General features: G+C 75.1%; 27 protein-coding genes, 1 pseudogene and 1 riboswitch. Of the genes and pseudogenes, 12 read left to right on the top strand and 16 right to left on the bottom strand.

Translation table 11 applies throughout. From position 1 onward, the window contains the following. The first annotated feature begins 13 nt into the window (after positions 1-13). Genes ACWIYF_RS02350 through ACWIYF_RS02340 form a run of 3 tightly spaced genes read left to right on the top strand, consistent with a single transcriptional unit; the run spans position 14 to position 3,634 of the window. Positions 14-1,885 (top strand): helix-turn-helix domain-containing protein, encoded by a 1,872-nt coding sequence (locus ACWIYF_RS02350; RefSeq protein WP_448626513.1) that lies wholly within the window; start codon positions 14-16, stop codon positions 1,883-1,885. 22 nt (positions 1,886-1,907) lie between these two features. Continuing rightward, positions 1,908-2,810, top strand: coding sequence for a 3-methyladenine DNA glycosylase (locus tag ACWIYF_RS02345; protein ID WP_448626512.1), 903 nt, complete (start codon positions 1,908-1,910; stop codon positions 2,808-2,810). Further along, positions 2,807-3,634 carry a tyrosine-protein phosphatase gene (locus ACWIYF_RS02340; RefSeq protein ID WP_448626511.1) on the top strand — a complete coding sequence of 276 codons (828 nt, stop codon included), beginning with the start codon at positions 2,807-2,809 and terminating at the stop codon, positions 3,632-3,634. Before ACWIYF_RS02345 ends, ACWIYF_RS02340 begins: the two co-directional genes overlap by 4 nt. Here the strand turns inward: ACWIYF_RS02340 and ACWIYF_RS02335 are convergent. From ACWIYF_RS02335 to ptsP, 3 genes are all read right to left on the bottom strand, one after another. Continuing rightward, positions 3,631-5,691 (bottom strand): diguanylate cyclase domain-containing protein, encoded by a 2,061-nt coding sequence (locus ACWIYF_RS02335; RefSeq protein ID WP_448626510.1) that lies wholly within the window; start codon positions 5,689-5,691, stop codon positions 3,631-3,633. The genes ACWIYF_RS02340 and ACWIYF_RS02335 overlap by 4 nt on opposite strands. A 232-nt stretch (positions 5,692-5,923) precedes the next feature. After that, positions 5,924-6,079: a hypothetical protein gene (locus ACWIYF_RS02330; RefSeq protein ID WP_448626509.1), complete on the bottom strand. Its 156-nt coding sequence runs from the start codon at positions 6,077-6,079 to the stop codon at positions 5,924-5,926. Between the two features lie 137 nt (positions 6,080-6,216). Further along, on the bottom strand, positions 6,217-7,920 hold the full coding sequence (gene ptsP / locus ACWIYF_RS02325; protein ID WP_448626508.1) for a phosphoenolpyruvate--protein phosphotransferase: 1,704 nt from the start codon (positions 7,918-7,920) through the stop codon (positions 6,217-6,219). A 181-nt stretch (positions 7,921-8,101) separates the two neighbouring features. On the opposite strand from ptsP, the gene ACWIYF_RS02320 reads away from it, so the two are divergent. From ACWIYF_RS02320 to ACWIYF_RS02305, 4 genes are all read left to right on the top strand, one after another. Next, on the top strand, positions 8,102-8,878 hold the full coding sequence (locus ACWIYF_RS02320; RefSeq protein WP_448626507.1) for a DeoR/GlpR family DNA-binding transcription regulator: 777 nt from the start codon (positions 8,102-8,104) through the stop codon (positions 8,876-8,878). Positions 8,879-8,955: 77 nt separating this feature from the next. Continuing rightward, positions 8,956-9,957 carry a 1-phosphofructokinase family hexose kinase gene (locus ACWIYF_RS02315; protein WP_448626506.1) on the top strand — a complete coding sequence of 334 codons (1,002 nt, stop codon included), beginning with the start codon at positions 8,956-8,958 and terminating at the stop codon, positions 9,955-9,957. Positions 9,958-9,976: 19 nt separating this feature from the next. Continuing rightward, the gene (locus tag ACWIYF_RS02310) at positions 9,977-12,094 is read left to right on the top strand and encodes a PTS fructose transporter subunit IIABC (protein ID WP_448626505.1); all 2,118 of its coding nucleotides are present in this window, start codon (positions 9,977-9,979) and stop codon (positions 12,092-12,094) included. Between the two features lie 47 nt (positions 12,095-12,141). Then, positions 12,142-12,402 carry an HPr family phosphocarrier protein gene (locus ACWIYF_RS02305; protein ID WP_448626504.1) on the top strand — a complete coding sequence of 87 codons (261 nt, stop codon included), beginning with the start codon at positions 12,142-12,144 and terminating at the stop codon, positions 12,400-12,402. Positions 12,403-12,455: 53 nt separating this feature from the next. Here ACWIYF_RS02305 and ACWIYF_RS02300 read toward each other — a convergent pair whose 3' ends face one another. Genes ACWIYF_RS02300 through ACWIYF_RS02290 form a run of 3 tightly spaced genes read right to left on the bottom strand, consistent with a single transcriptional unit; the run spans position 12,456 to position 14,908 of the window. Further along, positions 12,456-12,914 carry an SRPBCC family protein gene (locus tag ACWIYF_RS02300; protein WP_448626503.1) on the bottom strand — a complete coding sequence of 153 codons (459 nt, stop codon included), beginning with the start codon at positions 12,912-12,914 and terminating at the stop codon, positions 12,456-12,458. 21 nt (positions 12,915-12,935) lie between these two features. Beyond that, complete coding sequence (locus ACWIYF_RS02295; RefSeq protein WP_448626502.1) at positions 12,936-14,246, bottom strand: ATP-binding protein; 1,311 nt, start codon at positions 14,244-14,246, stop codon at positions 12,936-12,938. Next, positions 14,243-14,908, bottom strand: a complete 666-nt coding sequence (locus ACWIYF_RS02290; RefSeq protein ID WP_448626501.1) for a response regulator transcription factor — start codon at positions 14,906-14,908, stop codon at positions 14,243-14,245. Before ACWIYF_RS02290 ends, ACWIYF_RS02295 begins: the two co-directional genes overlap by 4 nt. 123 nt (positions 14,909-15,031) lie before the next feature. On the opposite strand from ACWIYF_RS02290, the gene ACWIYF_RS02285 reads away from it, so the two are divergent. After that, positions 15,032-15,361 (top strand): PepSY domain-containing protein, encoded by a 330-nt coding sequence (locus ACWIYF_RS02285; protein ID WP_448626500.1) that lies wholly within the window; start codon positions 15,032-15,034, stop codon positions 15,359-15,361. Then, entirely contained in the window at positions 15,348-16,103 is a 756-nt protein-coding gene (locus ACWIYF_RS02280; protein ID WP_448626499.1) for a hypothetical protein, read from the top strand. Before ACWIYF_RS02285 ends, ACWIYF_RS02280 begins: the two co-directional genes overlap by 14 nt. On the opposite strand, the gene ACWIYF_RS02275 is transcribed toward ACWIYF_RS02280, so the two are convergent. The 5 genes from ACWIYF_RS02275 to pdhA form a co-directional block, all read right to left on the bottom strand. After that, complete coding sequence (locus ACWIYF_RS02275; RefSeq protein ID WP_448626498.1) at positions 16,093-17,265, bottom strand: AGE family epimerase/isomerase; 1,173 nt, start codon at positions 17,263-17,265, stop codon at positions 16,093-16,095. The genes ACWIYF_RS02280 and ACWIYF_RS02275 overlap by 11 nt on opposite strands. Further along, a complete protein-coding gene (locus ACWIYF_RS02270; protein WP_448626497.1) occupies positions 17,262-17,648 on the bottom strand; it encodes a hypothetical protein in 387 nt (128 codons plus the stop codon). Before ACWIYF_RS02270 ends, ACWIYF_RS02275 begins: the two co-directional genes overlap by 4 nt. Before the next feature lie 29 nt (positions 17,649-17,677). Next, positions 17,678-19,189, bottom strand: coding sequence for a dihydrolipoamide acetyltransferase family protein (locus tag ACWIYF_RS02265; protein WP_448626496.1), 1,512 nt, complete (start codon positions 19,187-19,189; stop codon positions 17,678-17,680). Between the two features lie 3 nt (positions 19,190-19,192). After that, a complete protein-coding gene (locus tag ACWIYF_RS02260; protein WP_448626495.1) occupies positions 19,193-20,173 on the bottom strand; it encodes an alpha-ketoacid dehydrogenase subunit beta in 981 nt (326 codons plus the stop codon). 76 nt (positions 20,174-20,249) lie between these two features. Then, positions 20,250-21,389 carry a pyruvate dehydrogenase (acetyl-transferring) E1 component subunit alpha gene (gene pdhA / locus ACWIYF_RS02255; protein WP_448626494.1) on the bottom strand — a complete coding sequence of 380 codons (1,140 nt, stop codon included), beginning with the start codon at positions 21,387-21,389 and terminating at the stop codon, positions 20,250-20,252. A 217-nt stretch (positions 21,390-21,606) separates the two neighbouring features. Here pdhA and ACWIYF_RS02250 point away from each other — a divergent pair, with 217 nt between their 5' ends. After that, on the top strand, positions 21,607-22,080 hold the full coding sequence (locus ACWIYF_RS02250; protein WP_448626493.1) for an Lrp/AsnC family transcriptional regulator: 474 nt from the start codon (positions 21,607-21,609) through the stop codon (positions 22,078-22,080). A gap of 24 nt (positions 22,081-22,104) precedes the next feature. Continuing rightward, positions 22,105-22,584, top strand: coding sequence for a hypothetical protein (locus ACWIYF_RS02245; protein ID WP_448626492.1), 480 nt, complete (start codon positions 22,105-22,107; stop codon positions 22,582-22,584). On the opposite strand, the gene ACWIYF_RS02240 is transcribed toward ACWIYF_RS02245, so the two are convergent. The 3 genes and pseudogenes from ACWIYF_RS02240 to ACWIYF_RS02230 all read right to left on the bottom strand — a co-directional run bounded on the left by ACWIYF_RS02240 (position 22,475) and on the right by ACWIYF_RS02230 (position 24,289). Then, the gene (locus tag ACWIYF_RS02240; protein ID WP_448626491.1) at positions 22,475-23,029 is read right to left on the bottom strand and encodes a DUF7586 domain-containing protein; all 555 of its coding nucleotides are present in this window, start codon (positions 23,027-23,029) and stop codon (positions 22,475-22,477) included. The two genes, ACWIYF_RS02245 and ACWIYF_RS02240, sit on opposite strands and share 110 nt — an antisense overlap. A gap of 65 nt (positions 23,030-23,094) precedes the next feature. Continuing rightward, positions 23,095-23,910 (bottom strand): annotated as a pseudogene (locus ACWIYF_RS02235) (serine hydrolase domain-containing protein); the annotation flags it as partial. A gap of 37 nt (positions 23,911-23,947) precedes the next feature. Further along, positions 23,948-24,289, bottom strand: a complete 342-nt coding sequence (locus tag ACWIYF_RS02230) for a DUF3817 domain-containing protein (protein ID WP_448626490.1) — start codon at positions 24,287-24,289, stop codon at positions 23,948-23,950. Positions 24,290-24,396: 107 nt separating this feature from the next. On the opposite strand from ACWIYF_RS02230, the gene ACWIYF_RS02225 reads away from it, so the two are divergent. Further along, positions 24,397-24,942 (top strand): hypothetical protein, encoded by a 546-nt coding sequence (locus ACWIYF_RS02225; protein ID WP_448626489.1) that lies wholly within the window; start codon positions 24,397-24,399, stop codon positions 24,940-24,942. On the opposite strand, the gene ACWIYF_RS02220 is transcribed toward ACWIYF_RS02225, so the two are convergent. Then, positions 24,920-25,282: a YrdB family protein gene (locus ACWIYF_RS02220; RefSeq protein WP_448626488.1), complete on the bottom strand. Its 363-nt coding sequence runs from the start codon at positions 25,280-25,282 to the stop codon at positions 24,920-24,922. The two genes, ACWIYF_RS02225 and ACWIYF_RS02220, sit on opposite strands and share 23 nt — an antisense overlap. Positions 25,283-25,423: 141 nt before the next feature. After that, the gene (locus ACWIYF_RS02215) at positions 25,424-26,491 is read right to left on the bottom strand and encodes an NlpC/P60 family protein (protein WP_448626487.1); all 1,068 of its coding nucleotides are present in this window, start codon (positions 26,489-26,491) and stop codon (positions 25,424-25,426) included. Positions 26,492-26,507: 16 nt separating this feature from the next. Next, positions 26,508-26,657, bottom strand: a riboswitch (cyclic di-AMP (ydaO/yuaA leader). Between the last annotated feature and the right edge of the window lie 134 nt (positions 26,658-26,791).

The raw sequence follows: 26,791 nt of genomic DNA, 5'->3' as shown, positions 1-26,791 counted from the left end.
GGGGCCGGCCGCGATGCCGGTCGTGTCGGCCGCCGAGTACTTCCAGCTGCTGCTCGAGGACGCGGCGGCCATCGAGTACGAGCGGCCGCTGGTCCGCGCCCGGGCCGCCGGGGCGGACGGCGCCACCGTCGCCGAGCTGGAGCAGGTCAAGCTGCTCGCCCTGCGGGTCCGGGAGGCGTTCGCCGCCCGACGGCGGCGGGAGTCCGAGCTGTCGGCGCTGTTCGACACGGCGAGCGACCTGGCCGCCCTGCGCAGCGTCGACTCGGTGCTCAGCGCGATCGTCCGGCGCGCCCGGCAGCTGCTGGGCACCGACACCGCGTACCTGACCCTCAACGACGAGGCGCGCGGGGACACCTACATGCGGGTCACCGACGGCTCGGTGTCCGCTCGCTTCCAGGCGTTGCGGCTCGGCATGGGCGAGGGCCTCGGTGGGCTGGTCGCGCAGACCGCCTCGCCCTACGCGACGTCGAACTACCCGGCCGACGAGCGGTTCCTCCACACCGACGAGATCAACGGCGGCGTCTCCGAGGAGGGGCTGGTCGCCATCCTCGGCGTCCCCCTGATCCGCGGCTCGCAGGTGGTCGGCGTCCTGTACGCCGCCGACCGCAGCGAGCGCTCCTTCGACCGCTCCGAGGTCGCCCTTCTCGGCTCGCTGGCCGCGCACGCCGCGATCGCGCTCGACAACGCCCGGCTGCTCGAGGAGACGCGCACCGCCCTGGAGGAGCTCTCCGCGGCCAGCCGGGAGCTGCGCGCGCACACCGCGTCGGTGGAACGGGCGGCCGAGGCGCACGACCGGTTCGTCGGCGTCGTCCTGCGCGGCGGCGGGGTCGAGGACGTCGCCGCCGCGGTCACCGAGGTGCTGGGCGGCCGGATCACCGTGCTCGACGAGGAGGGGCGCCCCTCCCCCGTCGGCGCCGGCGGCGAGCTGCCGCCCGATCCCGCGGCCGCGCTCGCGCAGGCCCGCACCACCGGCCGGACGGCGCGCGACGGCAGCTGGTGGACCGCGGCGGTCACCGTCGGCAGCGACCTGCTCGGCGGCCTGGTCCTGCACCGGGACGGCGAGCTCTCCGACGCCGACCAGCGCATCCTCGAGCGCGCGGCGCTGGTCACCGCGCTGCTCCTGCTCATCCGGCGCACCGCGAGCGAGGCGGAGAACCGCGTGCGCGGCGAGCTGCTCGACGAGCTGCTCACCGCCCCCGACCGGGACCCCGACGGGCTGCGCGAGCGCGCCCGGCGGCTGGGGGCGGATCTCGACCGGCCGCACGCCGTGGTCGACGCCCGCGTGCCCGACGAGCGGCGGCCCCGGGCCGTGGCGGCCGCCGCCCACCTGGCGGCCACGCGCGGCGGCCTGGCCGGCGTGCACGACGGGCACCTGGTCCTCTGCCTGCCAGGGCTCGCGCCGGAGGACGCCGCCGCGACCGCCGCCCGCGAGATCACCGGCGCGGCCGCCGGCCCGGTCACCGCCGGCGCCGCCGGGCCGGCCACCGGCCCGGCCGGTCTGGCGGCCGCACACGCCGAGGCGCACCGGTGCACCGCCGCGCTGCTCGCCCTGGGGCGCTGCGGCCAGGCGGCGAGCGCCGCGCAGCTCGGCTTCGTCGGCCTGCTGATCGGCGAGGGCCGCGACGTGGCCGGGTTCGTCACGGCCACGCTCGGGCCGGTCCTCGACTACGACCGCCGCCGGGGCACGCTGCTCGCCGCGACGCTGGCGGCCTGGTTCGACGCGGGCGGCTCCCCGGCCCGGGCCGCGGAGGCCCTCGGCGTCCACGTCAACACCGTCGGCCAGCGGCTGGAGCGGATCGGCCGGCTGCTCGGCGCGGACTGGTCGACCCCCGACCGCGCGCTCGAGGTCCAGCTCGCCCTGCGGCTGCACCGGCTCGCCCCCTGACGGCCCCGCCTACGCTGGGCGGGTGCGCGCGGAGGTCTGGCAGGAGCTCGCGCGGGCGCACGCCGAGCGCGCCGACGCACTGACCGAGGGGCACCGCGCCCGGAAGGCGGCCGGCCGGCGGCACGCGATCGAGGACTTCCTCTTCGAGTACTACAGCACCCGCCCGTCCCTGCTGCGCCGCTGGCACCCGGGCGCGGGCGTCGTCCTGGCGCCGGCCGCCGACGGCCCGGCGCCGCACGCGGCCTGGCGCTGGTACCGGACCGACGACGGCGCGGTGACCCTCGACGTCGACGCCTTCCTGGCCGACCGCGGGGAGACCGTCGCCTTCGTGCACCGGCTGCTGACGGCGACCGCCTCCCGGCCGGCCTTCACCGGCTGCTTCGGGTTGCACGAGTGGGCGATGGTCTACCGCCAGGACGGGCACCGGCACCCGCTGCCGCTGCGGCTCGGTCAGGCGGGCACCGATGCGGTGGTGGAGGCGCACCCGATCCGGTGCACCCACTTCGACGCGTTCCGGTTCTTCACGCCGGCCGCCGTCGGGCTCAACCGGGTGCAGCCGACACGTGCGTCGCAGGTCGCGCTCGAGCAGCCGGGCTGCCTGCACGCCTCGATGGACTGCCACAAGTGGGCCGGCAAGCTCGGGCCGGCCGTTCCCGGCGACCTCGCGCTCGACTGCTTCGAGCTGGCCCGGGACGTCCGCCTGCTCGACATGCAGGCCTCGCCGTACGACCTGTCCGCTTACGGCGAGGCGGCCGTCGCGATCGAGACGCCCGAGGGTAAGGCCGAGTACGTGCACCGCCAGCGCGAGCTCGCCGGGCGCGCGGCCGGGCTGCGCGCCCGCCTGATCGCCGTGTGCGAGGAACTGCTCACAGTTCGCCGGGACGTCGCCGTCGCGTCGCCCGGGCGCCGTACCGTCGGAGTGTGACCTCCCTCCGGATCGACCGCTGGCTGCGCCTCGACGGCACGACCAACACCCGCGACCTCGGCGGCCTGCCGACCACCGACGGCGGGACGACGGTTCCCGGGCGGATCCTGCGCAGCGACAACCTGCAGACCCTGAGCGAGGCCGACGTCGCGCGGCTGGTCGACGAGCTGAAGGTGCGGGAGGTCATCGACCTGCGCACCAGCGGCGAGATCCTGCTCGAGGGGCGCGGCCCGCTGCGCGCCGTCCCGGACGTCGTCCACCGGCACTTCGGGCTGATCCCCGAGCGCGGCCACTACACCGACGTGTTCGCGGTCGAGGAGGACGACGTCCCCGACCTGCCGGCGGGCTGGCAGGCGTCGGTGCTGCCGCGGCAGACGGCCGAGGGCGACGAGCAGGAGTCGCCGGCGGTCCGCTCCTACCTCGGGTACCTGAACGACCGGGGCGAGAACGTCGTGGCCGCGCTGCGGGCGCTGGCACACGGCGGCCCGGGCGCGGCGGTGGTCCACTGCGCGGCCGGCAAGGACCGCACCGGCGTCATCGTGGCGCTGTCGCTGGCCGTGGCGGGCGTCCCGCACGACGAGATCGTCGCCGACTACGCGATGACCGCCGAGATCATCGACGCCCTGGTCGCCAAGCTGGCCGCCTCCCCGACCTACGCCGAGGACATGGAGCGGGACGTCGCCCGCCACACCCCGCGGGCGGAGACGATGGACCGCGTGCTCACGCTGCTCGACGAGCGGCACGGCGGCCCCCTCGGCTGGCTGGAGGCGCACGGGTTCGGCGCCGCCGACCAGGCCGCGCTGCGGTCCCGGCTGCGCGACTAGCGCGCCGGGGCCTGCCCCCGGTCGCGGTGCTTGTCCTCGTACATCGCCGCGTCGGCCCGCCGCAGCAGCTGCTCCGGGCCGCCGTCGCCGTCCCGGTGCACGGCCACCCCGACGCTGGTCCCGATCCGCACGTCGCGGCCCTCGAGCCGGAAGGGCTCGTCGAAGCAGTGCAGCACCCGGCGGGCGAGGGAGTCCGCCCCGGCGGGTGAGGTCAGGCCGCGCAGCACGATCGCGAACTCGTCGCCGCTGAGCCGCCCGACGGTGTCCCCCGGTCGCACCGCCGCGAGCAGCCGGGCGGACACCTGCCGGAGCAACTCGTCGCCGGCGGCGTGGCCGAGCGTGTCGTTGACCTCCTTGAACCGGTCGAGGTCGCAGAAGAGGACGGCGAGCTGCTCGCCGTCGCCGGGCGCGCCGAGCGCGTCGGCCAGCCGGTCCAGGAACAGCACCCGGTTGGGCAGGCCGGTCAGCGCGTCGTGCGTGGCCTGGTGACGGACGGTCTCCAGCAGCCGCGCCTTCTGCAGCGCCGTCGTCGCCTGGTCGCCGACACCGCGCAGGCGGGCGAGGACGTCGCCGCCGAGCTGCACGGGGGCCTTCCCGGCCCGCCAGCCGGCCGCGGCCACGCCGAGGAACGTGGTGCCGGCCAGCAGGGGGACGGCGACGGCGTCGGTCGAACCGATGCCCCGCAGGTACTGCTGCAGCGCCGGGCTGCTGGTCGCCTCGCGGAGCACCAGCGGCTCGCGGTCGGTGAGCATGCCGACCAGCTCGGGGGTGTCCTCGGCATGCAGGGAACTTCCCAGGGCGGCCTCGGTCCCACGGGGGTCGTCCCCGGCCGTGGCCGACACCCGCAGCCGGCCCTCCGCCGGGTCCCAGAGCAGGATCGTGCCGCGGTTGCAGCCGACCACGCGGGGCAGCGCCTCGGCGACCACGGCGCAGACGGCGTAGGCGTCGGAGGCGGCCGCGAGCTCATGGGCCAGCGCCAGCAGCGCCCCGGCGCGATCGGCCTCCCGCCGCGCGTCGTCGAGCGCGACCAGCAGGTCGAGCGCCGCGGCGGCGTGGTCGGCGTACGCCGCGAGCAGGGACTGCTCCTCGCCCACGGTTCCGTATCCGGAGGGGTACAGAGCCGCGAGGCGGCCGTACCGGCGCCGGCTCGACATCACGTCGACGATGACCGCGCCCGGCCCGAGGTCGCCGCCCTGCAGCAGCGTCGCGGCCAGCCCGGGCACGTCCTCGGCTGCCAGGCCGGCGCTGTGCACGAGGGGCTCCCCCGTGGCCGGCGAGGAGACGGCCAGGAGGTACGCCGGCGCCAGGACCGCCTCGGCAGCGCGGGTCACGATGCCCTGCAGGACGCTGTCGAGGTCGGCGCTGCTGACCAGGTCGGTGGCCGCCGACTGCAGGCCGCGCAGCTGGCTGCGCAGCGCCCCGAGCTCGAGCTCGACCGCCGACCGCTTCGCCCGGCGGGGCCGCAGGCGGGAGCGGCGCTCCCAGCTCAGCTCGTAGACGCAGGCCGGGTGCCCCTCCGACTCGCAGCGATCGTGCGTGACGACCGCCGGCGGCAGGCCGAAGAAGGTCGGGACGGTGGTGAGCAGCCCCTGCGCGTACTGGCAGTCGGCCCGCGAGTGCGCGAAGCCCGGCTGCGCGCGGTAGATCATCGTCGCCGAGGTGGCAGTCGCCTCCGCGACCTCCATGGTGGATGTCGTCGTGAACTTGGCCATCACGTGCGGCACGCGACGATAGGCCTGCCGGGGCGTGCCGAGCGCCCGCATGACCAGGATCAGCGACGGGGTCATGCCGCTGGTCACGGCTTCGGAGCCGACCCGGAACATGGTCTGCGGGTCGTCGAACAGCTCGGTCGCGGCCCGGTAGAGGCTGCTGCGGGTCTCGTAGCTCCACCAGCGCGCGGGGTCCTCGAGTTCCGCTGCGGTGTGCGGGACACCGGCCCGGCACAGCAGCTCGTCGACCGCCTCGTCGCCGGCGCGGGACCGGACGAAGCGCAGCAGGCTGCCGGTGACCGCGCCGGAGGTCTCGCGGGCCTCGGCCGGCACGGTCTCCTTCGTCACGTACCGGTGATCGGCATGCCCCGGGATCGCGTTGAGAGCTCCGACCCGTTCGGGGTAGCCCGCCGGAACGGGGGCCGCAGAGGAGGTCCCGGTCCACGACCACGCGCAGCACACCCGTCCCGAACCGTCCACGCCTTCCACCACTGGACGGCGACGACCCCCGGCTTCCGTCGCGGAAGCCGGGGGTCGTGGCGGTTCTGCGCACCCGGCCCTCGGGGCCGCAGTGCCTACCTCAGCGGGGGATGCTGCGGTACGAGGCGCTGTTGGCCAGCGTCAGGAGCTCGTCGCGCATCGCGGGGGTGGTGCTGGTGGCGAGGGCGCGCTCGAGCGCCCGGCGGGTCCGCGCCGCCAGTCGACGCTCACGCCAGCTGGACGTCACGCTGCTCATCTCTGGTTGCTCCTTCGAAGCGTTCTTGGTGGGTACGCCTGTAGTAAAGCAGGCAACAGCCAAGGTATTCCGAAGAAAGACAGGCAGACGACAGGCCGCGCCGAGGGAACGTCACCCTGGGGAGTGAGCTTGCTCTCTCATCCGACGGCGAGGACCCGCCGGACCGCCTCCCGGGCAGCCTGCGGGTCGTCCGCCGCGAGCGCCGCCGCGGCGGCCTCCCGGCACGTGGCCAGGTCCACCGTGCCCAGCCGGGCGCCCACCGCCGGCACCGCCGAGGCGGCGCAGGACAGCGACGTGATGCCCAGTCCGACGAGGACGACGGCGAGCAGCGGGTCGGCCGCGGCCTCGCCGCACACCCCGACCGGCTTGCCGCGCCGCTGCCCGGCCTCGGCGGTGATCCGCACCAGCTCGAGCAGCGCCGGCTGCCACGGGTCGGTGAGGTCGGCCAGGTCGGCCGAGAGCCGGTCGGCCGCGAGGGTGTACTGCGAGAGGTCGTTGGTGCCGATCGACAGGAAGTCGACGTGCTCGAGCAGCCGCTCGGCCAGCAGCGCGGCCGACGGCACCTCGATCATCACGCCCGGCACCAGGCCCCGGGCGCGCACGCGGGCGGCGAAGTCGGCGGCCTCCCCCACCGTGGCCACCATGGGCGCCATGACCCACGGCGTCGAGGCCGTCTCGCGGGCGGCCTGGGCGACCGCGTCGAGCTGGCGCTCGAGGATGCCGGGGTCGCGGCGGGCGATCCGCAGCCCGCGCACGCCGAGGGCGGGGTTGGCCTCGTCCGGCAGGGTCGCGAACGCCAGCGGCTTGTCCGACCCGGCGTCCAGGGTCCGCAGCACGACCTTGCGGCCCTCGAAGGCGGCGAAGACGTCGGCGTAGCCCCGGGCCTGCTCCTCGACCGAGGGCTCCTCGGCGTGCCCGAGGAAGGCCAGCTCGGTGCGCAGCAGCCCGACGCCCTCGGCGTGCGCCGCCACGGCCGCGCGGGCGCCGGCGCTGTCCTGCACGTTGGCCAGGACCTGGACGGCGTGGCCGTCGCGGGTCGTCGCCGGTCCCTGGTAGCCGGCCAGCGCCTCGGCGGCGACCCGGGCGGCCTCCACGCGCGCCCGCGCCTGGTCGGGATCGGGGTCGACGGTGACCGTGCCCTGCTCGCCGTCGAGCAGCACGGTCACCCCGGCCGGGACGTCGTCCAGCCCACCCACCGCGACGACGCAGGGCAGGCCCAGCTGGCGGGCGATGATCGCGGTGTGGCTGGTCGTGCCGCCGAGGCGGGTCGCCAGCCCGATCACGCGCGCGGGGTCCAGGCCCGCCGTGTCGGCCGGCGCGAGGTCGTCGGCGAGCAGCACGGACGGCACGTCCGGCACGGGGACGCCGGGTTCGCCCTGGCCGGTCACCTCGGCGACGATCCGGTCGCGGACGTCGCGGACGTCGGTCGCCCGCTCGGCCATCAGCCCGCCCAGCGAGGTGAACAGGTCGACGAACTGCTGGGCCGCCTGGAGGGTGGCGACCTCGGCGGCGGCGCCGGCGTCGATGCGCTGCTCGACGGCGGACAGGAGGCCGCGGTCGCGGGCGAGACCGGCCGTGGCGGCGAGGACCTCTGCGCTGACGCCGGTCGCGTTCGCGGCGCGGCGCTCCAGCCGTTCGGCCACCTTCTCCGCGGCCGCGGCGAACCGCGCCTTCTCCATCCCCCGGCGCTCCTCCGGAACGGCCGGCTGGTCCTCCGACGGCAGCCGGACGGCGCCCGACGGGCGGATCACCGGGCCGAGCGCCACACCCGGGACGACGGGGGTCCCGGTGAGCACCGACGGGCCGACGGTGGACGGCAGGGAGGGGGCGGTGGCGGACATGGAGGGCTCCCACTGCAGATCGGTGCGGACGGGGCGGGGGACACCGGCGTCTCCGGTGACCAGAGTCACGAATCGGTCTTGACTTGTCAACCAATCGGGCATAGAACAACACCACCGCAACGGCAAAACCACATGATCGGAAATCCCATGTGGTCCCGGCCACCGCGGCTCACCGGAGGAGGTGGAGAGGCTGTATCCGGAAGAGCGGCAGCACGCCATCGCCACCCTGGTCGCCGACAGCGGCCGCATCCAGGTCGCGCAGGTGGCCGAGGACTTCGGCGTGACCATGGAGACGGTCCGCCGCGACCTCGCCGTCCTCGAGCGCGCGGGGATGCTGCGCCGGGTACACGGCGGCGCCGTCCCGGCGGGGGCGCTGACCCTCGTCGAGACCGGGCTGGGCGAGCGGCACGGCACCCGCACCGAGCAGAAGCGCAAGATCGCCGCCGCCGCGCTCGACCTCCTGCCGGCCGTGGAGGGCAGCGTGATCCTCGACGGCGGCAGCACCACCGCGGCGCTCGCCGAGATCCTGCCCGCCGACCGGCGGCTCTACGTCGCCACCAACTCGGTGCCGATCGCCACCCGCCTCTCGGTCTCCCCCGGCATCACCCTGCACGTGCTCGGCGGACGGGTCCGCGGCATCACCCAGACCGCCGTCGGCGACTCGACGATCCGCGCGCTGGCCGACCTGCGCGTCGACGCCGTCTTCCTCGGCACGAACGGCATCAGCCCGGGGCACGGCTTCTCCACGCCCGACGAGGCGGAGGCCGCGACCAAGCGGGCGATGGTCCGGGCGGCGCAGCGCAGCATCGTGCTGGCCGACAGCAGCAAGCTCGGCCGAGAGCACCTGGTCCGCTTCGCCGCCGTGGAGGACGTCGACGTCCTGGTCACCGACGCCGACGCCGATCCGGCGCAGATCGCCCAGCTCGAGGACTACGGGATCGAGGTCGTGATCGCATGACCCCTTCGCGAGAACGACGAGCGAGTGAGCATCGCAGCGAGGAACGAGCGAGGAGCGGAGCGAGCCGGAGTCGAGCCATGGGCAGAGTCGTCACCCTCACCGCCAACCCGAGCCTCGACCGCACGCTCGCCCTGCCGGGTGCGATCGAGCGCGGCGGCGTCATGCGGCTGGGGACCAGCTCCACCGAGCCGGGCGGCAAGGGGGTCAACGTCTCCCGGGCGCTCGCCGCGGCCGGCGCCGACGTCGTCTCGGTGCTCCCGGCGGCCGACGAGGACCCGATCGTCGGCGCGCTGCACGCGCACGGGCTGGCGCTGGCCACCGTGCCGGTGCCGGCCCCGGTGCGCACCAACTACACCCTCGCCGAGCCCGACGGCACGACCACCAAGCTCAACGAGCCCGGTTTCGCCCTCGACGAGCGGACCCGCGCCGAGCTCATCGCGGCGCTGCACCGGCACGCCGCCGGCGCCCGGTGGGTCGTGCTCTCCGGCTCCCTGCCCGCGGGGACGCCGGTCGACTGGTACGCCGAGCTGGTCCGCTCACTGCGCGACACCGGCGCCCGGATCGCCGTCGACACCTCCGAGGGGCCGCTGCAGGCGCTGCTCGGCGCCGGCCCGGACGCCGCACCGGACCTGCTCAAGCCCAACTCCGAGGAGCTCGCCCAGCTCGCCGGGGTTGCCGAGGCCGACGTGCTCGCCGACCCCGGCGCCGCGCTCGCCGCCGTCCGCACCCTGCACGAGCGGGGCGTGGCCGAGGTGCTGCTCACGCTCGGAGCGGACGGCGCCGTGCTCTCCGCGGCGGACGGGGTGTGGTCGGCGCAGCCGCCGCGGATCGCCGTCCGCAGCACCGTCGGCGCGGGCGACTGCAGCCTGGCCGGCTACCTGCTCGCCGACCTCGCCGGCAAGGCCCCCGACGAGCGGCTGCGCAGCGCGGTCGCGTACGGAGCGGCCAGTGCGTCGCTCCCCGGATCCGCCGTTCCCACCCCGGCCCAGGTGGACGGTGCAGCAGTGCGGGTCACGGCCGGCTTCGCCGGCGCCAGCAGCACCCCTTCCGTCCCGGCCGCCGGCCGGGACTCCCGCTGACCCCTCCGGGAGAGGTCTCATGCCCGATCTGATCACCCCCGACCTGGTCGTCCTCGACGCCGACCTCGGTCCGGACAAGGACGCCGTCGTCCGTCGGCTGGCCGCCCTCGTGGCCGACGCCGGCCGGGCGACCAGCGCCGAGGCGCTGCACGCCGACGCCATGGCCCGCGAGGCCCAGGCGGCCACCGGCCTGCCCGGCGGGATCGCCATCCCGCACTGCCGGTCGGCCGCGGTCACCGAGGCCTCGCTCGGGTTCGCCCGCCTCTCCCCCGGTGTCGACTTCGGCGCGCCGGACGGCCCGGCCACCCTCGTCTTCCTCATCGCGGCCCCCGCGCACGGCGACGCCGACCACCTGACGCTGCTCACCGCCCTGGCCCGCGCGCTGGTGCGGCCGGAGTTCGTCGCCTCGCTGCGGTCCGCGGCGACGGCCGAGGAGGTCGTCGTCCTGGTGCAGGAGGTCGTCGCACCCGAGCCCGCGACGGTCGCCGCGCCCGGGGCCGCCCCCGCTGCCGGCGCGTCCGCCTCCGCGGCCGCGGAGGCGCCGGCCCGGAGCCTCGTCGTCGTCAGCGCCTGCCCGACCGGCATCGCGCACACGTACATGGCCGCCGACAAGCTCACCGCCGCCGCCCGCGAGGCGGGGGTCGACGTGCACGTCGAGACCCAGGGCTCCTCGGGCTCGACGCCGCTGGACCCGGCGGTGATCCGGAACGCCGACGCGGTGATCTTCGCCGTCGACGTCGGCGTCAAGGACCAGGAGCGCTTCGCGGGCAAGCCGGTCATCCAGTCGGGGACCAAGCGGGCGATCAACGAGCCCGACGTCATGGTCCGCGAGGCGCTGGCCGCGGCCGACGACCCGAACGCCCGGCGCGTGCCCGGCACCGGGGCGGCCGCCATGGCACCGGCCGGCGGAGCGGGCAAGCCCAGCACCGGCGCCGAGATCCGCCGCTGGCTGCTCACCGGCGTCAGCTACATGATCCCGTTCGTCGCCGCCGGTGGCCTGCTCATCGCGCTCGGCTTCCTGCTGGCCGGCTACCCGGTGGCGCTCACTAACCCGGACTCCGGCAACTCCTGGGCCAAGGACTGGGTGCTCAACAACTCCCTGTTCGACCTGCCCACCAGCACGGTCCCCGACCTGAACGGCGGCCTGGCCGGCTACCTCGGCGCGATGCTGTTCTTCATCGGCTCGCTGGCCTTCTCGCTGTTCATCCCGGCCATGGCGGGCTACATCGCCTACGCCATCGCCGACCGGCCGGGTCTGGCACCGGGCTTCATCACCGGCCTGGTCGCCGTTCAGGTCAACGCGGGATTCCTCGGCGCGCTGATCGGCGGTGTGATCGCCGGCTTCGCGGCCCTCTGGCTGTCGCGGCTGAAGGTCGGCCGGGTCGTGCGCGGGTTGATGCCGGTCGTGGTCATCCCGTTGTTCGCGACCCTGATCGCCAGCGGCCTCATGGTGCTCGTCCTCGGCCGTCCGCTCGCCGCGGCGATCAGCGGCCTGACGAACTGGCTCAACGGCTTGTCCGGCACCTCCGCAGTGCTGCTCGGGATCCTGCTCGGCCTGATGATGGCCTTCGACATGGGCGGCCCCGTCAACAAGGCCGCCTACGCCTTCGCCACCGCCGGCCTGTCCAGCTACATCACCAACCCCACCGAGAACACCGGCCCGCTGGTGATCATGGCGACGGTGATGGCCGCCGGCATGGTGCCGCCGATCGCGCTGTCCCTGGCCACCTTCGTCCGCCCGAAGCTGTTCACCCCCGCCGAGCAAGAACAGGGCAAGGCCGCCTGGCTGCTCGGCCTGGCGTTCATCACCGAGGGCGCGATCCCGTTCGCCGCGGCCGACCCGCTGCGGGTCATCCCGCCGATCATGATTGGCTCGGCGACCACCGGCGCGATCGTGGCGGCTGCCGGAGTGCAGGCGCAGGCCCCGCACGGCGGCATCGTCGTGTTCTTCGCGATCAACGGGGTCCTGATGTGGCTGCTCGCGATCCTGATCGGCGCCGTCGTCGGGGCGGTGGCGGTGATCGTCGCCAAGAGCATCGGCCGCAAGAAGGCTGAGGACGTCCCCGAGGACGCCGTCGACCTGGAGCACGCGCACGCACCCGCCCACACGGCCCCGGCGCGCGCGGCGACCGCCTGACCGGCAAGCTCAATCCCACCCGTCCCCAGCAGCGAGGAAGAGGATCGATGCCCAGTCAGACCGTCACCGTCGGCTCCCGGGTCGGGCTGCACGCCCGTCCGGCCGCGCTGATCGCGGAGGCCGTCGGGAAGGCCGGCGTCCCGGTCACCCTGGCCACCCCGGGCGGCACCCCGATCGACGCGGGGTCACCCCTGATGATCATGACCCTCGGCGCCAAGCAGGGCGCGGAGGTCATCGTCTCCAGCGACGACCAGGGGGTGCTGGACCGGATCGCCGGCATGGTCGCCCAGGACCTCGACGCGGAGTAGCGGTACACACGACGGCGCCCGCCCCTCGGTCGAGGGGCGGGCGCCGTCGTGTTCTAGCTCCGGGGGACGTCGCCCCGCCAGGCGCCGGTCTCGGTGCCGCGGCTCTCGATGAACTCCTTGAACCTCTTCGCGTCCGCCTTGACCTGCCGGTCGTCGAAGCCCAGCGCCGCGCCGGCCTTCTCGACGATGCCCTCGGGCTCCCAGTCGATCTGGATCATGACGCGGGTCTTGTTCTCGTCGAGCTTGTGGAAGGTGACGACCCCGGCGTGCTTGGCCTCACCGCCGGTGGATGCCCAGGCGACCCGCTCCTCGGGGTGCTGCTCGGTGATCTTGGTGTCGAACTCGCGCTTGACGCCGTCGATGTTGGTGACCCAGTGGACGTGGGTGTCGTCGAGCTGGGTGATGCGCTCCACTCCGCCCATGAACTGGGGGAACGACTCGAACTGCGTCCACTGGTCGTAGGCGACGCGGATCGGGACATCGACGTCGACGGACTCCTGCACGCTGGCCACGGATCCTCCTCTGGCTCGGATTCAGGTCGTTGTCGGCCTACCCCCTCTTCCTGGATCGGACACGTATGGATGCAGCGGGAGGGTGAGCACGAATCGGGCACAGTGCGCCGGCTCGCCGTCCAGCACCAGCCCGCCGCCGTGCCGGACGGCGATGTCGCGGGCGATGGGCAGCCCGAGGCCGGCTCCGCCCGCATCGGCCGAGCGGGCGCCGTCCAGGCGGGTGAACCGCTCGAAGACCGACTCGCGTGCCTCCGGCGGGATGCCCGCGCCGTCGTCGGCGACGGTGAGGACGGCGGTGCCGTCGTCCTCCCGCAGCGTGACGGTGACCCGCTCCTCCGCGTGCCGGACGGCGTTGTCGAGCAGGTTGGCCACCGCCCGCGCGAGCTGGCCGCGGTCGCCGGAGACCTGGGCCGGCGCCACACCCGCGGTGTCGATCCCCGGCCCGCCGGCGCCGCGCACCCGCCGCACCTCGGTCAGCACGACGTCGTCGAGGTCCACCGGCCCGGCCGCCGCCAGCTCGGCGGCCCAGGAGTCGCTGCGGGCGAGCAGGAGCAGGTCGTCGACGAGCCGCTGCAGCCGGCCGGCCTCGGCGAGCACCGCCGCGGAGGTGACCTCGGGGCCCGCGGTGGCGGGGTGGGCGCGGTCCACCTCGAGCTGGGTGCGGATCCGCGCCAGCGGCGTCCGCAGCTCGTGGGCGGCGTCGGCGACGAACCGCCGCTGCCGCTCGGCCGCGCCGGCCAGCCGGTCGAGCATCGCGTTCATGGTGTGCGCCAGCCGGGCGATCTCGTCGGCCGTGGCCGGCTCGGGCACCCGCCGGTCGAGCCGCCCCGCGGAGATGCGGTCGACCTCGGCCCGGATCCTTTCGACCGGCCGCAGCACCCGGCCGGTCAGCAGCCACACGAGAGCGGCCAGCACCGCGGTGGTGATCGGCACGGCGACGAGCAGCGCTCCGCGGAGCACCCGCACGCTGTCCTCGACGTCCTCCAGGCTGCCGGTGACCACCACCGTCGCGCCGCCGGCCGGGCGGGTGACGACCCGGGCCGGGGAGCCGTCCGGCAGCGTGCCGTCGGAGACCGCGGCACGGGCGCCGTCCCCCGGCACCACGCGGACGGTGACGTCGTCGGAGACCAGAGGGTCGACGGGCTGCCCGGCGCGCAGCTGGGCGGCCGCGGCCGCCGCGCGGTCGACCAGGCTCTCGTCGAGGGCGTCGGTGAGTGTGGCGCGCTGGACCAACAGCAGGCCGGCGGCCGCGGCGGCGAGGACGGCGAGCACCGCGAGGGCGGCCAGCGCGGTGACCCGGAACCGCAGCGTGGCGGTGCGCCGCGCGCTCACGGCCCGAGCAGCCGGTACCCCATGCCGCGGACCGTCTCGATCCGTGCGGCACCGGGCCCCAGCTTCCGCCGCAGGCGGCCCACGTAGACCTCGACGACGTTCGGGTCGCCCTCGAACGCGTCGTCCCACACCCCCGCGAGGATGTCGGCCTTCGGCACGATCCGGCCCGCCCGGCGGATCAGGTAGGCGAGCAGCGCGAACTCGCGGGCGGTGAGCGGCACCTCGGCCCCGCCGCGGAGCACCCGCCGGGCGCGCAGGTCCAGCCGCAGGTCGCCGACCTCGAGCGGCGGCGGGTCCCCGAGCGCCGCCCGCCGGAGCAGCGCGTGCACCCGGGCCACGAGCACCGGGAAGGAGAACGGCTTGCGCAGGTAGTCGTCGGCGCCGGTGTCGAGGCCCTCGGCCTCGTCGAGGTCGCCGTCCTTGGCGGTGAGCATCAGGATCGGGGTGCGGACGCCGGAGAGCCGCAGCTCGGCGCAGACGCGGTAGCCGTTCGCGCCCGGCAGCAGGATGTCGAGCAGGATCAGGTCGTAGCCGCCCTCGCGGCCGCGCCACAGCCCCTCCCGGCCGTCGGCGGCCACCTCGACCGAGAAGCCCTCCGCGATCAGGCCGCGGCGCAGGGCGGCGGCGAGCGTCGCGTCGTCGTCGACCAGCAGCAGCTTCATCGCACTCCTCCGGTCCGCTCAGCATCGGCCGCGTACCTGACCGCTCGCTGAACGCGTCAGGGAGGCGTCAGGTCGGCCCGCCACGATCGTCGTCGCACGTGCCACTGTCGGAGGAGGTTCCCGATGCGGATCAACCGGAAGTTCCTGGTGGCGGCCGGTGCCGCCGTCCTCGTCGCCGTCGGCACCGGCGTCGCCGTCGCCTCCGGCGGCTCCGACGCCCGGGAGGGACCCGACGTCCCGGTCACCGGCGACGCACTGCGGAAGGCGAGCGACGCCGCCCTCGCCGCGACCGGCGGCGGCCGGGTCACCGGCACGGAGGTCGGCGACGAGGAGAGCTACTACGAGGTCGAGGTCACCCTGGACGACGGTTCCCGGGTCGACGTCCAGCTCGACGAGGACCTCGCCGTCGTGGGCAGCGCGGCCGACGAGGAGGACGGCGGTGCGGGCGGCTGACCGCGGCGGGTGGGCGCTCGCGCTGGTCGCGCTGCTCGCGCTGAGCGGGTGCGGGTCCTGCGGCACCGCGGACCGGGGCGCCGTCCCGACGGGGTCGCTGCCGCGGGGCGACGCGGCCGTCGACCTCGATCCGGCCGACTTCACCGTGGACATCACGAACGAGTACTGGCCGATGCGGCCCGGCGACCGCTGGGTGTACGCGTCGACCGACGCCGGCGGCACCACTCAGCAGGTGGAGGTGACCGTGCTCGAGGAGACCTACACGGTGGCCGCCGGCATCGAGGCCCGCGTCGTCCACGATGTGGTCTCGCAGGACGGCGCCGTCGTGGAGGACACCCGCGACTGGTACGCCCAGGACGCCGACGGCAACGTCTGGTATCTGGGCGAGCAGACCACCGAGTACCCGCCCGGGGAGCCGCCGTCCACCGAGGGATCGTGGGAGACCGGCGTCGACGGCGCCCAGCCCGGCATCGCCGTTCCCGCGGACCCCCGGCCCGGGCTCGCCTACCGGCAGGAGCACCTGGCCGGCGAGGCCGAGGACCGGACGGTGGTGCTCTCCACCGACGAGCAGGTGCAGACGCCGACGGGCAGCTACACCGGGGCCCTGCTCACCCGGGAGACGACGCCGCTGGAGCCCGACGTCGCCGAGCTCAAGTTCTACGTGCCCGGCGTCGGGCAGGTGCTGACCCTGCAGACCTCCGGCGGGAGCGAGCGGGAGGAACTGGTCGAGGTCAGCGGCTGACCAGCGCGGCGGCGATGCTGCCGCGCACCGGCCGGCCGTCGAGCAGCAGCATCTGCGCCAGGTGGTAGGCGTCGGGCTGGCCGGCCCAGGTGTCGCGGCCGACCGCGCCGGACGGCGTCAGCTCGTGGTGCCAGCTGCCGGTGGCCGGATCGGCGAAGCGCGCCTCGCCGTGCGCCCGCCACCGCGCCGCGAGCTCCCGGTACCGGTCGTCGCCGGTGACCTGGGCCAGCACGGTGGCCGCGGCGATCGCCTCGCACAGCACCCAGTGCATGCGGGCGCCGACCACCGGCCGGTCGTCCCAGTCGAGGGTGTACGGGAACCCGTCGGAGCCGTCGGCGGCCCAGCCGCGGGTCGCAGCGGCGTCGAACAGCGCGACGGCGTCGTCGAGCAGCCACGAGGGGCCGAAGTGGCCACTTCGGCCCAGGGCAGCCCGGAGGTGCAGGCACAGCCGGGCCCACTCGAACTGGTGCCCGACCGTCACCCCGTACGGCCGGAACGGGTCGGCCGGCCGGTCCCGGTTGAAGTCGGGCAGCGGCGTCCAGTCCGCGGTGAAGTGCTCGGGCAGCCGCCAGTCCCGCTCGCGGGCCCAGCCGTGCACCACCCGCTCGGTGCTGCGCAGCGCCTGCGCCCGCAGCGCGTCGGACCCCAGCGCGTCGGCGGCGGCCAGCGTCGCCTCGACGCCGTGCATGTTGGCGTTGACACCGCGGTACTCGGCGCACGTCGCCCAGGCGGCGTCCCACTCCTCGACCGCGAGGCCGGCCTCCTCGTCCCAGAACCGCTCCTGCCAGACGGCCAGGGCCTGGTCCAGCAGCTCACGACCGCCATCGATTCCGGCCGTCGTGGCCGTCGCCCCGGCCAGCACGACGAAGGCGTGCACGTAGGCGGCCTTGGTGAGGTCGTCCGTGCTCGCTGACCAGCCGCCGTGCTCGGCGTCGCGCAGCGGGCCGTGTGTGAGCGCGGCGATCCCGTGCCGGACCAGTTCGTCCATCCCCGGCCGGCCCAGCAGCGACGCCAGCCCGAAGACGTGCGTCATGCGCGCGACGATCCAGGTCTCGACCGGCCGCCCGGGCAGCACCCGGCCGTCGTCCCCGAGGTAGCCGAAGCCGCCCTCGGGCAGCCGGGAACGGGCGGCGAAGTCCAGCAGCCGGTCGAGATCGGTCACCCGGTACGCCTCAGCGCCGCGGAGCCCGCCGCCAGGCGGACGGTCATCGCGACCACCACCAGCAGGCAGACCAGCCGCACCAGCCCGCCGCCGATGTCAGCGCCTCCGCCCGCGTCGGCCACCGCGGCGGCGACCTCCAGGGCCACGAGCACCGCGAGCGCGCCCAGCACCACTCCGCCGGTCAGCCGGTCGCCCTGGGCGTGGGGGTGCGGGGCCAGCAGGAAGGCCGCGCCGGCGAGCGCGAACAGGTAGCCGACGACCTGCACGACGATCGGCGCGAGGCCCTGCTCCAGGGCGGGTCGGCTGCCGCTGACCACGGCGGCGGCGACGCTGAGCAGGAGGAACACCACGAGCGAGACGAGGGCGTACCTACGTCGGGCCACGGCAGGCACCTCCTGGCTGATGGTGGGACTCAGAAGGTGAGGGCGGCAGCGGGGTCGTTGAGCAGGGTGCCGATGTCGGCCAGGAACCGGCTGCCCAGCTCCCCGTCGATGATCCGGTGGTCGAACGACAGCCCGAGCTGGGTGACCTGGCGGACGGCGATGCGGCCCTTGTGCACCCACGGCATCTCGCGGACCGCGCCGAACGCCAGGATCGCCGACTCGCCCGGGTTGAGGATCGGCGTCCCCGTGTCGACGCCGAACACGCCCACGTTGGTGATCGTGATCGTGCCGCCGGTCATGTCGGCCGGCGCGGTCTTCCCGGCGCGGGCCGTCTCGGTCAGCTCCACGAGGGCTCCGGCGAGCTCGGCCAGGGACAGCCGGCCGGCGTCCTTGATGTTGGGGACGACGAGCCCGCGCGGGGTGGCCGCCGCGATGCCGAGGTTGACCTGCCCGTGGACGACGATCTCCTGCGCGGCGTCGTCCCACGAGCTGTTGACCATCGGGTGCCGCCTGACCGCGAGCAGCAGCGCCTTGGCGACGAACAGCAGCGGGCTGATCTTGACGCCGGCGAACTCGGGGCGGGCGGCGAGCCGCGCGCGCAGCTTCATCATCCGGGTCACGTCGACGGTGAGGAACTCGGTGACGTGCGGCGCGGTGAACGCGCTGGTCACCATCGCGGCGGCGGTGTGCTTGCGGACCCCCTTGATCGGGATCCGCTGCTCCCCGACCGTGCTTTCCGTACCGAAAGCCCCGTGGACGACCGTGCTTTCCGTACCGAAAGCCCGGGAGGCCGCGGCGTCGATGTCGGCGCGGGTGATGACGCCGCCCTCACCGCTGCCGCGCACGGTCGCGAGGTCGACGCCGAGGTCCTTGGCGTACTTGCGCACCGGCGGCTTGGCCAGCGGCCGCGCCCGGCCGCGCCCGTGGTCGGCGGCGCGGGACGGCGCGGCCTCCTCGGCGGCCGCGTGCGCCTCGGCGGCGCGGCCGATCTCCAGCCCGCCGTGGCGCACCGGCTTGGTGGTGATGTCGGGCGCGGTGGCCAGCAGCGGCGGGTGGTCGGGCCCCGAGCCGTAGTCGGCCTCGGGCAGGACGGCGGCGGCGCGGGCGGGCGCCGGCGCGGGCGTGCGGCGGGGCCGCCGCTTGGCCTCGGTGGTCCGCGGGCCGTAGCCGACCAGCACCGACGTCCGCCCGCCGGGCGCGGGACCGCCGATCAGCCCGGCGGCCGGCTCGTCCTCCGCCGGAGCGGACGACGTGGCCGAGGCCAGCGCCGCATCGGAGGCCGGGATGCCCCCTCCCTCACCGTCGGCGTCGATCGTGATGATCGGCGTCCCGACGTCGACCGTCGTCCCCGCCTCGAACTTCAGCTCGGTGACCGTGCCGGCGTACGGGGAGGGCAGCTCGACCGCCGCCTTCGCCGTCTCCACCTCGCACAGCGGCTGGTTGACGGTGACCGTGTCGCCGACGGCGACGAGCCACTGCAGGATCTCGCCCTCGGTCAGCCCCTCGCCGACGTCGGGCAGCTTGAACTCGCGCAGCGTCATCGGTCAGAACTCCAGTGCGCGGTCGACGGCGTCGAGCACGCGGTCGAGGTCGGGGAGGTACTCCTCCTCGAGCTTGGACGGCGGGTAGGGCGTGTCGTAGCCGCCCACCCGCAGCACCGGCGCCTCCAGCGAGAAGAAGCACTCCTCGGTGACCCGGGCGGCGATCTCCGACCCCAGGCCGAGGGTCACCGGCGCCTCGTGGACGACGACGCAGCGCCCGGTGCGCCGCACCGACTCGAACACCGGGTCGAGGTCCAGCGGCGAGAGCGTGCGCAGGTCGATCACCTCGAGCGAGCGGCCCTCCTCGGTGGCCGCCTCGGCGGCCTGCAGCGCCGTCTTCACCATCGGACCGTAGGCCAGCACGGTGAGGTCGTCACCACCGCGGACGACCCGCGAGGCGAACAGCGGGCCCGGCGTCGCGTCGGTGTCGACCGGCGCCTTCTCCCAGTACCGCCGCTTGGGCTCGAGGAAGACGATCGGGTCGGGGTGCGCGATGGCCTGCTGGATGCCCCAGTAGGCGTCGGCCGGGTTGGAGACGGCGACCACCTTGAGCCCCGCGGTGTGCGCGAAGTAGGCCTCGGGGCTCTCGCTGTGATGCTCGACCGCGCCGATGCCGCCGCCGAACGGGATCCGGATGACGATCGGCATCGTCAGCTTGCCCCGGGAGCGGGCGTGGATCTTGGCGACCTGGGTGACGATCTGGTTGTAGGCGGGGAAGACGAACCCGTCGAACTGGATCTCACACACCGGCCGGTAGCCGCGCATGGCCAGCCCGACGGCGGTCCCGAGGATGCCGGCCTCGGCCAGCGGGGTGTCGACGACGCGGTCCTCGCCGAAGTCCTTCTGCAGGCCGTCGGTGATGCGGAAGACCCCGCCGAGGCGGCCGATGTCCTCGCCCATGAGCACGACCTTGGCGTCGTCCTCCATCGCCCGGCGCAGGCCGAGGTTGAGCGCCTTGCCGATGGTCAGCGTCTCCATGCTCATCGCTCGACTCCGCCCTCGTTCCGCTCCTCGGTCGCTGGCGCTCCCTGCGATGCTCGCTCGGGCGTCGTTCTCGCCATCAGTGCTCGCCCCCCTCGAAGCTCGCGTGGTAGGCGACGAACTCCTCGCGCTGGGCGGCCAGGTGCGGCGTCTGCTCGGCATACACGGAGTCGAAGATCGCCGTGCCCGGCGGGTCGGGCATCTCGAGCGTGCCCTTGCGGATGCGCGCGGCCAGCTCGTCGGCGTCGGCCTCGACCGAGTCGAAGAACGCCGGGTCCGCCTTGCCGCTGCGGGAGAGGTAGGCCTTGAGCCGGGCGATCGGGTCGCGCAGCTTCCACTCCTCCAGCTCGCTGGCCAGCCGGTAGCGGGTGGGGTCGTCGGAGGTGGTGTGCGCGCCCATCCGGTAGGTGAAGGCCTCGATGAACGTCGGGCCCTGCCCGTCGCGGGCGGCGGCGAGCGCCGCCCGGGTCACCGCGAGGACGGCGAGCACGTCGTTGCCGTCGACGCGGACGCCGGGGAAGCCGAAGCCGGCCGCCCGCTGGAACAGCGGCACCTTGGACTGGCGCTCGAGCGGCACGCTGATCGCGTACTGGTTGTTCTGGCAGAAGAAGACGACGGGGGCGCTGAAGCTCGCCGCCCAGATGAACGCCTCGTTGACCTCGCCCTGGCTGGTCGCGCCGTCGCCGAGGAAGGCGAGGACGGCGGACTCGGCGCCGTCGCGCTGCAGACCCATGGCGTAGCCCGTGGCGTGCAGGCACTGGGCGCCGATGACGACGGTGTAGAGGTTGAAGCCGGTCGCCACCGGGTCCCAGCCGCCGTTGTCGACGCCGCGGAACAGGCTGATGACGTGCAGCGGGTCGACGCCGCGGGCCCACGCGACGCCGTGCTCGCGGTAGGTGGGGAAGGCCATGTCGCCGGCCTCCAGCGCGCGGCCGGCGCCGATCTGCGCGGCCTCCTGGCCCAGCAGGGAGGCCCAGATGCCCAGCTCGCCCTGGCGCTGCAGGGCGGTGGCCTCGACGTCCCAGCGGCGCACCAGCGTGAGGTCGCGGTACAGCCCGCGCAGCTCGTCGTCGGACACCTCGATGGAGTACTCGGGGTGCTCGACCCGCTCGCCCTCCGGCGTCAGCAGCTGGACCAGCTCGGGCTGCCGCGGGAGATGCGGGGCGTCGGCCCCTGGAACCGGGTTGAACGCCTCTTCGGTCTGCTGCAGGGCAGTCACGGGCTACTCCTCGCCGTCTGCCGGGGCGGCCGGGGTCGCCGGCTGTCCGCGGTGGTGGACGTCTCGTGGCACCGGGGTGTGGTGCCACTCACATCATGCTGACACGACATCCCCGTGCGTGGACAACACCACCCGGAAGCGATCTGCGCAAGGTCGCCCGAACGGAGTGCGCAGCATGAGTATTGGTAGGACGTCCACGCATGTCAGACTGAGCAACGTGCCCGACGTCGACGCAACCGACGCCCGGTTGCTGCTCGCCCTGTCGGAGGATCCGCGCGCCAGCGTCATGGCGCTCTCCCAGCGGCTGGGCCTGGCCCGCAACACGGTGCAGGCGCGGCTGTCCCGCCTGGAGAAGGACGGCGCCCTCGCCCCGTTCGAGCGGCGGGTGCGCCCGGAGGCGCTGGGCTACCGGTTGCGCGCCTACGTCACCGTGCAGGTGGTGCAGCGCAGCCTCGCCGAGGTCAGCGACGCGCTGGCGCACATTCCCGAGGTGCTCGAGGTGATCGGCCTCTCCGGCGTCGTCGACCTGCTGGTGCAGGTCGCCGCCAGGGACGCCGACGACCTCTGGCGGATCACCGAGCAGGTGCTGGCGATCCCCGGCGTCCAGCGCACCGACACCGCGCTGGCCCTGCGCCGGTTCGTCGACCACCGGATGACCCCGCTGCTGGAGCGCGCCGCCGGCGTCGAGTGACCCCTCCCGGGGTAGCGGGCGACCATGGCCACGACAACCGCGCTCGGCTGGGCGCTGCGCGGGGCGGCGGCCGGCGCCGCGGCGACCACCGCGCTGAACGCCGTCACCTACCTGGACATGGCGGTGCGCGGCCGGGGCGCCAGCTCCACGCCGGAGGACACGGTGGAGAAGCTCGCCGAGACCGCGCACCTGCGCATCCCCGGCGACGAGCGGACACGGGAGAACCGCAAGCAGGGCCTCGGCCCGCTGATGGGGCTGGTGGCCGGCGTGGGGGTCGGCGTCCTGGCCGGCCTGGCGCGGGCGGCCGGGTTCCGCTCGAGTCCGCCGCTGGGCACGGTGCTCACGACAGCCGGCGTCCTGGTCGCGGCGAACGGCCCGATGACGGTGCTCGGCATCACCGATCCGCGGACGTGGTCGGCGACCGACTGGGCCAGCGACGTCGTCCCCCACCTGGCCTACGGCGTGGTCCTGAAGACGACGATGGACGCCTTCGACGCGCGGTGAGCGCGCTGTCACTGCCAGCCGCGGTCGTCGACTCCACCCGGCACCGGGGCCTCGGGGTCGTAGGCGTGCGGGTGAAGACGAACGTGCCGAGGTCCAGGTGGTCGTCGGCGATCCGCAGCGTCTCGCCCACGTAGTAGCCGTCGAGCCCTCCCCAGGTGCCGTCCGGACGGCGGGCGAACCGGCTGGCGCGGCCGTTGCGGCCGGGCATCGGGCCGAGGTGCAGCAACCCGCCGGGGACGGCGCGCAGCACGTAGGGCACCGGCCCCCAGAACCAGACGCCGAGCAGGCCGAGGCCCACCGGCGCCGGCGCGGGGGTCCAGGGCTCCACGATCCGCGGCTCGGCGTCGCGCAGGTCGGCCAGCAGTCCCGGGACCAGCGGGTCCAGGAAGCTGGTCGTGTTGGCCAGCGACACCGCGCCGGTCCGCTCCTCCCGGTCGACGAACACCCGGCGACGAAGCCCGGCATCCAGCCCCCGTGTCCCACCAGCGTCCGGCCGTCGACCCGCACCACGGCGAGGCCCAGCCCATAGGCCGACCAGCCGGCCGCGGAGGAGTCCACGCCGGCGGGCACCGTCATCTCCTCGAGCGTGGCCGGGCCGAGGACGTCGCCGGTGTCCCCGAGCAGGAAGACGGCGAACCGGGCGAGGTCGGCCGGCGTCGCCCACAGCTGCCCGGCCGCGGCCATGACGCCCGCGTGGTGCTCCGGCTCCGGCAGGACGACGTCGGCCCACGGGTGCACCGCCGAGCCGGCTGCCGCGGGCGGCCCCGGGCGCGGCGTCGTCCGGTCCATGCCGAGGGGACCGAGCACCTCGGCTCGGACGACGTCCTCCCAGGCGGCGCCGCGCTGCCGCGCCACCAGCTCACCGAGCAGGCCGAAGCCCAGGTTGGAGTAGTGGAACCGGCGGGCGGCCCCCAGGACGACGTGGGCGGCGCCGAGGCCGAGCTCGTCGAGCGTGCCGCCCGGCGTGCGCTCCCACCAGCCGCCCGGGCTCTCCGCGACGGCGCCGGAGAGGTGCGACAGCAGCTGCCCGACGGTGCGGTCGCCCAGCGGCGTGCCCGGCAGGTGCTTCTCCAGCGGGTCGTCGAGCGACAGCCGGCCCTCGTCGCGCAGTCGCATCACGACGGTCGCGGTAACCGTCTTGCTGATCGACCCGAGCCGGTACTGCACGTCGGCGTGCGGCTCCGGCACGTCGCCGCGCCCGGCCGACCAGGCGAGCCCGCCGTCGCGCACCACGCCGGCGACCAGGCTGGGCGCGCGGCCGTCGCGCTGCGCGCGGGCGGTGCGGGCCAGGAGCCGGCGGGCGGTGGTCGGCAGGACGGACGGCATGGCAGGACCGTAGTGAGCCGCCCCCGCGGCGGCCCGGTCAGCCGACGGGGGCGAGCTCCCGCCCTGGCAGCCGGCCGCCGCGGGTGGCCCGCCGCTCGAACCACACCGTGGCCAGCGGCGGGACGGCGGCGGCCAGCGCCAGCAGCGTGGTGCGCACCGGCCAGCGCAGCACCCGGGCGGCGAGCAGGGTGACGACCACGAAGGCCACGAACACCGCGCCGTGGATGGGGCCGAAGACGTGCACCCCCACCTCCGTCGTCCGCGGGACGTACTTGAGGTACATGCCGGCGAGCAGCCCGAGCCAGGACAGCGCCTCGGCGACGGCGACCACCCGGAAGACGGTGGCGACCAGGGCGGGGCGGGGCGTGCGCGACGGCATGGGGGCGGGTCCTCCTCGGGTGCGGGTGTCCGGAGACCTCAACGGCAGCACGCCCACCGGCGTCCCCGATGGAGGGTGTGACCTTCGCCGGGTGGCAGGGTCGGGGCGTGCAGGGGCTGGCGCGGCGGGAGTTCTGCCTCGTGCTGCTGCGCCGGATGGCCGACGTCCGCCCCGATCTGGTGGCGCAGGCGCTCCCCCGGCTCGGGGCCGACCGGGCGCAGGCCCGCGCGGCGCACCGGCGCTGGCAGGCGCTGCACCACGCGGCCAGGGCGCCCCGGGGGCTGGCGCTGCGCACCGCCGTCCTGGGGCCGCCCGACGAGGCGGAGGACCGGCGGTTCGGGGACCTCGACGTCGAGGTGCGCCGCTGGCCGCTGCCGCTGTGGCCGCACCTGCTGTGGGAGGTGCTGTCCGGCCCGGGCGGCACGGTGCTGAACGAGCACCTGGTGCGCGCGCCGGGCTCGCCGGTGCCGCCTGCGGCCGCCGGCGGGCTGCGGGCCTGGGAGCACGTGCTCGACGACGTCGTCGGCCTGCCGGGCGCGGTGAGCGTCGACCCGGGTGTGGTGACCCGCTGGGAGATCCACCTCCCGGACGGCGTCCGCGCGCAGTTCGTCTGGGGGCTGCTGCAGCAGGTCAGGCCGCCGGCGGAGGGGTGACCAGCGCGGACGGCGGGCCCGAGAGCACCGAGCCGAGGAGGGCGGCCACTGCGAGGACGGCGGCGAGCCGCGGATGCCCGGACACCGCGAGCGCCAGGACCGCGGAGCCGTAGACGACCGCCTTGGTGGCCACGGCGAGCACCGCGATCTGCACCGGCGCCTGCGGGGCGGCGAACACGCCCCAGAGCACGGCCGCGACCAGCGGTGCGCCGATACCGGCGAGCACCCGCCCGGTGGTGGAGTCCGGCAGCGACCAGGCGCCGACCGCGAGCGCGGCGAGGGCGGCCAGCTCGGAGGCGAAGGCCACGGTGACCCAGGTCCAGTTCCACGTGTGCGCCATGGCTCCTGCTCCGTTTCGTGATCGACGATCCGTTTTGAGAGCAGTGTTCTCGGACGATGGCGCCCTGTCAACCGTGCACACGACGGAGCCCCCGGCCGCGGGGGAGGCGGCCGGGGGCTCGGAAGGCGTGCGGGCGGGGACTCAGCCGGCGATGCGCCGCATCGCGGTGATCGTGCCGACGGCGTCGATGCTGGCCACCTTGACCACGTCACCGGACGTCGGTGCGTGCACCATCTGGCCGTTGCCGATGTAGATCCCGATGTGGCTGACCGGGCTGTAGAAGGCGATCAGGTCACCGGGCTGCAGCTCGGCGCGCGAGACCGCCTGACCCATGCTCGCCTGCTGCCTGCTGGAGTGCGGCAGGCTCACGCCGGCGGCCTTGTAGGCGTACTGGACCAGCCCGGAGCAGTCGTACGAGCCGGGGCCGGCGGCCGCCCAGACGTAGGGCTTGCCCCGCTGCGCCATGGCCGTGTCGACGGCGGTCTGCGCGGCCGCACTGCTCGCCACGATCGGCCCGGAGGGCAGCGGCTCGGCGCGCTCGGCCCGGCTGGCGCGGTCGCCGCTGTGGCCGGCCAGCGCGGTGGTCGCCTGCCGCTCCTCGGCGGAGAGCCGGCTGAAATCGGCCTGGTACTCGTCGACCTGCTTCTGCAGGTCGGCCTGCTGGGCGGCGACCGCGTCGAAGGTGGCCTGGGCCTCGGTGGCCGCCTTGGCGGCCGTGGTCTGCGCCTGAGCGGCCACCTGGCTGGCCGCGGCGGCCTCGCCGAGGATCTCGTTCTGGTGGCCGGCGACCATCTCCAGCGTCGACATGCGGGCGACGAAGTCGTCGGCGCCGTCGCTGGTCATCAGCGCAGAGAAGCCGTTGAGCCCCTCGCCGGTGAAGGCGCTGCGGGCGATGCCGCGGACCTGCTCCTGGGCGGTGGCGAGGTCGGCCTGCGCCTGGGCCAGGGTGGCCTCGGCGGCGCGGACGGCGTCCTGCTGGGCGGTGAGCTCCTCGCGCGCGTCGTTGAACTTCTCGGTGACGGCCTCGAGGTCGTGGGCGCGGGCGGCCATGAGGGCGGCCGCCTCCTGCGCGGTGGCGGGGTCCGGCGCGGCCGAGGCCGGCACCGGGACCAGCGCGACGCCGATGGCGCCGGTGAGGGCGAGGACCGCGCGACGCGCGGTGATCGGCAGGAGGTTCGGGCGCGGGAAGGACGTCCGAGGGGTCGCCATGGTCTGGCGGCTCTCCATTTCTTCCGAATCAGCCGCCTACCGAGTTAGCTGACGGGTTCGGGCTCAGAAGGCGCCCGGCGGGCCGGCCTGGAGGGCCGGGTCCGCTTCACCCCGGTGCTTCGGTGGGTCCCCGGTCCGGCGCCCGCGTCTCGCGCGGTCCACCGGTTCGGCGGCGCCCGGCGGGTGTCACTCAGTAGTGACTCAACGCCCCGACGGACATACAGACGGTAAGCGGATGACCGCCTCGTGACAATCACCCGGATGTGATTTGTGCACCTCTTCACAACCGATTGCACTTCA

The sequence above is a fragment of the Geodermatophilus sp. URMC 64 genome (genome assembly GCF_053502555.1).
Note: the sequence above shows the minus strand (reverse complement) of the source record. Positions and strands in the feature narration are given on the sequence as shown.

Bases quoted from the DNA above. Each gene is read 5' to 3' on its own strand.
- ptsP (WP_448626508.1), bottom strand. From the start codon at position 7,920: ATGTCCGCCACCGCCCCCTCCCTGCCGTCCACCGTCGGCCCGTCGGTG.
- ACWIYF_RS02260 (WP_448626495.1), bottom strand. From the start codon at position 20,173: ATGAGCATGGAGACGCTGACCATCGGCAAGGCGCTCAACCTCGGCCTG.
- ACWIYF_RS02265 (WP_448626496.1), bottom strand. From the start codon at position 19,189: ATGACGCTGCGCGAGTTCAAGCTGCCCGACGTCGGCGAGGGGCTGACC.
- ACWIYF_RS02350 (WP_448626513.1), top strand. From the start codon at position 14: ATGCCGGTCGTGTCGGCCGCCGAGTACTTCCAGCTGCTGCTCGAGGAC.
- ACWIYF_RS02330 (WP_448626509.1), bottom strand. From the start codon at position 6,079: ATGAGCAGCGTGACGTCCAGCTGGCGTGAGCGTCGACTGGCGGCGCGG.
- ACWIYF_RS02305 (WP_448626504.1), top strand. From the start codon at position 12,142: ATGCCCAGTCAGACCGTCACCGTCGGCTCCCGGGTCGGGCTGCACGCC.
- ACWIYF_RS02315 (WP_448626506.1), top strand. From the start codon at position 8,956: ATGGGCAGAGTCGTCACCCTCACCGCCAACCCGAGCCTCGACCGCACG.
- ACWIYF_RS02245 (WP_448626492.1), top strand. From the start codon at position 22,105: ATGGCCACGACAACCGCGCTCGGCTGGGCGCTGCGCGGGGCGGCGGCC.
- ACWIYF_RS02215 (WP_448626487.1), bottom strand. From the start codon at position 26,491: ATGGCGACCCCTCGGACGTCCTTCCCGCGCCCGAACCTCCTGCCGATC.
- ACWIYF_RS02285 (WP_448626500.1), top strand. From the start codon at position 15,032: ATGCGGATCAACCGGAAGTTCCTGGTGGCGGCCGGTGCCGCCGTCCTC.
- ACWIYF_RS02310 (WP_448626505.1), top strand. From the start codon at position 9,977: ATGCCCGATCTGATCACCCCCGACCTGGTCGTCCTCGACGCCGACCTC.
- ACWIYF_RS02230 (WP_448626490.1), bottom strand. From the start codon at position 24,289: ATGCCGTCGCGCACGCCCCGCCCCGCCCTGGTCGCCACCGTCTTCCGG.
- ACWIYF_RS02290 (WP_448626501.1), bottom strand. From the start codon at position 14,908: ATGAAGCTGCTGCTGGTCGACGACGACGCGACGCTCGCCGCCGCCCTG.
- ACWIYF_RS02220 (WP_448626488.1), bottom strand. From the start codon at position 25,282: ATGGCGCACACGTGGAACTGGACCTGGGTCACCGTGGCCTTCGCCTCC.